The sequence below is a fragment of the Rubrivirga sp. SAORIC476 genome (genome assembly GCF_002283555.1).
GTDB lineage: Bacteria > Bacteroidota > Rhodothermia > Rhodothermales > Rubricoccaceae > Rubrivirga.
Genome location: NZ_MVOI01000012.1, coordinates 1 through 3,540, shown reverse-complemented (window position 1 = coordinate 3,540; position 3,540 = coordinate 1). Strand labels below are relative to the sequence as shown.

Here is a 3,540-nt window from a genome sequence, read left to right as displayed (position 1 = left end):
CTGATTCTGAGCATCTGGCTTGTCGCGTCCGGTTGCTCAGGGTCCCAGACTCGCAGTTGCTACTACTTCCCCTCCTGCGACCGCGAGGCGACCCGCCCGCAGTGTGAGACGCTCGACTGGAACGGCAACTTTGTCTCGATTGAGATCCTCGTTGGGCGAGTGCCCCTAGATGTGCTCCGCGACTCGCTCGGTCAGATCGGTGGGCGTCAGGACTCCATCGTCGTCAAAGCCGAGTCCTCCGATTCCGTGTGGTGGTACGCGGCAGGGATGGAGGGTCTGTTGGCAATCCAGGGGTGTTCGGTAACGTCGCATATGTTGTTTGCGACGGGCGGCGAATGAGGCCGGGCGGCATAACCTGCCGCTGTAGGCCGACACGGGGCGCTAGCGCCCTCGGTTCGTCCCGACGTTCGCGCCAGTCATAGCTTCGTCCCACCATCCCGCCCTCAGCCCCGTGCGGCTAAGCGGCCATCTGTTATGCCGTCCACGACCACATGAGAACAGCACTCCTGATCGTGATGCTCGGCTGCGCCACTGCGGGAGCGCAGCCTGTCGTGCCCGTTGTAGATGGGGGAGTGCCGATGGCTCGTGACACTTCACGAGTCGTCGTGAACTTCGACCCCGTCGTGTTTGATCGAGACCTCGTGATCGTCAGCGGCACGGTCGCACTCGTTCCGCCAGCGGTCGACGACAGCACGGACTTTATCCGCCCTTCCTCGGAGCCCCTGGTTCAAGTGACGCTGGAGTATGAGGGGGTGGCTCCTCCCCCTCCGGCCCCTCCTTGGGGCGACTGGCCCGCGCACTACACTGAGGGGCCGACCCCGGCAGCTTCTCGGGGGTACCTGATGCCTGGGAGCCGGTTCAGCCTCGCTCTCCCGTTTCATCGAGACATGCCTACGCGCTGGGTCCGATCGATGAGGCTGACTGTCGAGTACTACGGTGACACCCGGACGTACTCGTACTACAGGTACAGGAAGGTATTTCGATTCGAAGCCCTGTAGCACAACGGCATAACCCGCCGCTGTAGGCCGACACGGGGCGCCAGCGCTCTCGCTCTGGGCCCGGCACGGCGTATCCTCCGCTCTGACTCACCGCCTTGCCGCCAGCCCCGTGCGGCTAAGCGGCAAACTGTTACACCGCCTCCAACGTGATCGAACGTCAAGCAACTTTGGCTGTCAGAGCCGCAGCCGCTGCAGCGGCCTTCTCCGGACTGATGACGACGCTCGTCGCGGTTCTTGCTGGATTCGGGATCTGGGACCCCACAGGCGGCGCCGCCAGCGGCTGGAGCGTGATCGACGGTGCACTCTATCTGGGTCTCGCCTACGGCATCTACCGAGGGAGCCGGGCGGCAGCCGTCGCGATGCTCGTGCTTCACCTGCTTAGCCGGGTGCTCGTTCAGTTCATAGGCTCCGTCCCTGACGGGAGCCTCTATTTCGGTCTGCTGATCGCGTTAGTTCTCGCCGCTGGCGTTTGGGGTACGTTCGTGTTGCACAAAGCCTCGGCGGAGCGGTCGGACTCTGAACCATCCATGGACAGCCTTGCGGACGAGGCGCGATTGCTATAGGCGGTGTAACCAGCGGCTGCAGGCCGACAACGGGCTCCAGCGCTCTTGCTTCGTCCACGCCTCGGCGTCTACGTTGCCTTCCCTACCGTCCGCGGTCGCTGCCCGTTGCGGCTGAGCCGCAAATGTTATATGGCCTCCTCAGCGATAGGGACCTGCCCCCAACTGAACCCTCATGTCTAAACAGGCCCGCAACTTCAACTATCGAATCCGCAAGCACGGAGACTTGGAGTTGGTAGAACGTCTGCGCGCGGCAGTGCAGGAATCGGGTACGGAGCTTAGGGGAGGCAGTCTGTCGATAAATGGTGGTTCTTCGGTTTCTCTGGACGGCAACCTTGAGCCTGACGGTGACACCTCCTTGTTCGAACTGCTTGGTAAGCGAACGCTGATCGTCCAAAGCGTTTCTTTGCTACACCAAGTGAATGGATGGAGCACCACTGTAACTCGCGAGGATGAGCCAGGCGTCGATCAGATCAGATACAACTACCAAGTTCCTTTCGAGGAAGGTGAGCAGGATCAACTAGCGAAGCTCCAGCTCAGCATCAACGACAAGGTTGGGCGTCACGCCGCAACGGTGAGCGAGGCCGGGTCGCTGCCCAAAGTGATTCGTGAGCACATCCAAGCGAGAGAGGCTGCTGTAGAGCAGCAGGTCCAGGCGCTCAGTACGTTCTCAGAACAATTCGCTGAGCGCATCACAGAATCTGAGCAGCGGCTCTCTGATCAGTTTGATGCGAGGAAAGCGGAGCTAGAAAAGGAGGTCCAAGCCCGAAGAGACTCGCTGGATGAGTATCAAAAGCGCCTAGAGGCCCGGTCGGCTGAGCTTGATGCGAAGGACTCCCAGCACGCTAGACGCCAACTCAGAAAAGACCTGAAGGAGGAGCTAAAGCAGCGCGCCACAACATTCTCGCTAACGGAGGGCACAAGGGGTCTCAGGCGTCCTATTAACCTCTTCACTCTTGTACTGCTTGCGGTATTCGGCGTGGGCTTCGTTGGATTCTCAATCGTAGCGGGCGTCCTGGCTTTCCGGCCTGACGCTACTGTCCAAGAGATTGTTATAGCCTCGCTCAGGTCCCTTGCGTTCGGTGTGGGCTTCGGTCTCACCTCGGTCTACTACATCAGGTGGCAGCAAAACTGGTTTGATAAGCATGCGAGCGAGGAATTTCAGCAGAAGCGATTTGATCTTGACCTAGACAGAGCAAGTTGGCTAGTCGAGACTGCGCTCGACTGGAGAACGCAGACCGATCAGCCTATGCCAGAAATGATGATGGAGCGCCTGTCTGAGGGGCTATTCACCAAAGAGGGTAGATCCGAGGAGGTAATTCACCCCTCGGATCAACTAGCCTCGGCTCTGCTCGGAGCATCCGCTGAAGCCGAACTCCAGATTCCAGGCGGTTCCTCGCTGCGCCTAGATCGAAAAGGCATCAAGAGGCTTCAAGATGGTGAAGCCAAATAACGCTCTGCAACACCGGCCATATAACCCGCGGCTGCAGGCCGACCCAGGACTCCAGCGTCCTCGGCTCGTCCGGGCGTCGGCGCTACTTTCGACTCGTCCAACCCTTGCGGCCGCTGCCCTGGGCGGCTGAGCCGCCATCTGTCATGCCGCCCCCCGACCGCCGTACTGTGATCGAACGGCTCCAGGATTGGAGCTGGCGTGCGGAGCAAGAAGCAATCCGTGAGGGCAAGGTTGGCCCCCGGTACCGCCGGTGGTCTCTGTCTGTCGTTGGCGTCGCTTTCGGCGCGCTCATGCTCGCCAGCGTTGCCGCCCCCGTTCATCCGCTTTTGAGCCTCCTCGTAGTCGCGACGGCGTTTGGACTCGGGGTCGCCGTCTACCTGCGTACGGGCACCGCGTGGGGGTGGGCCTCCCACCGTCTCTACGACCGAGCGCGCGAACCGGCAGCGTTCCGCCGGAACGTGATCGGCCTCATCGTTCCCCTCGTCGGGGTCGTACTGTTGATGCTTTGGTTCCTTGTGCGGGGGTAGTT

General features: G+C 61.1%; 3 protein-coding genes. All 3 read left to right on the top strand.

The window, feature by feature from the left end; translation table 11 throughout:
- On the top strand, positions 1–339 hold a 339-nt coding region (locus tag B1759_RS20315; RefSeq protein ID WP_233134439.1), incomplete at its 5' end, for a hypothetical protein.
- Between the two features lie 871 nt (positions 340–1,210).
- On the top strand, positions 1,211–1,561 hold the full coding sequence (locus tag B1759_RS17125; protein ID WP_095516309.1) for a hypothetical protein: 351 nt from the start codon (positions 1,211–1,213) through the stop codon (positions 1,559–1,561).
- A 172-nt stretch (positions 1,562–1,733) separates the two neighbouring features.
- Positions 1,734–3,011: a hypothetical protein gene (locus B1759_RS19475; protein WP_143537463.1), complete on the top strand. Its 1,278-nt coding sequence runs from the start codon at positions 1,734–1,736 to the stop codon at positions 3,009–3,011.
- The last annotated feature ends 529 nt before the right edge of the window (positions 3,012–3,540 follow it).

Coding starts and splice junctions, on each gene's coding strand:
- B1759_RS17125 (WP_095516309.1), top strand. CDS start 1,211: ATGACGACGCTCGTCGCGGTTCTTGCTGGATTCGGGATCTGGGACCCC.
- B1759_RS19475 (WP_143537463.1), top strand. CDS start 1,734: ATGTCTAAACAGGCCCGCAACTTCAACTATCGAATCCGCAAGCACGGA.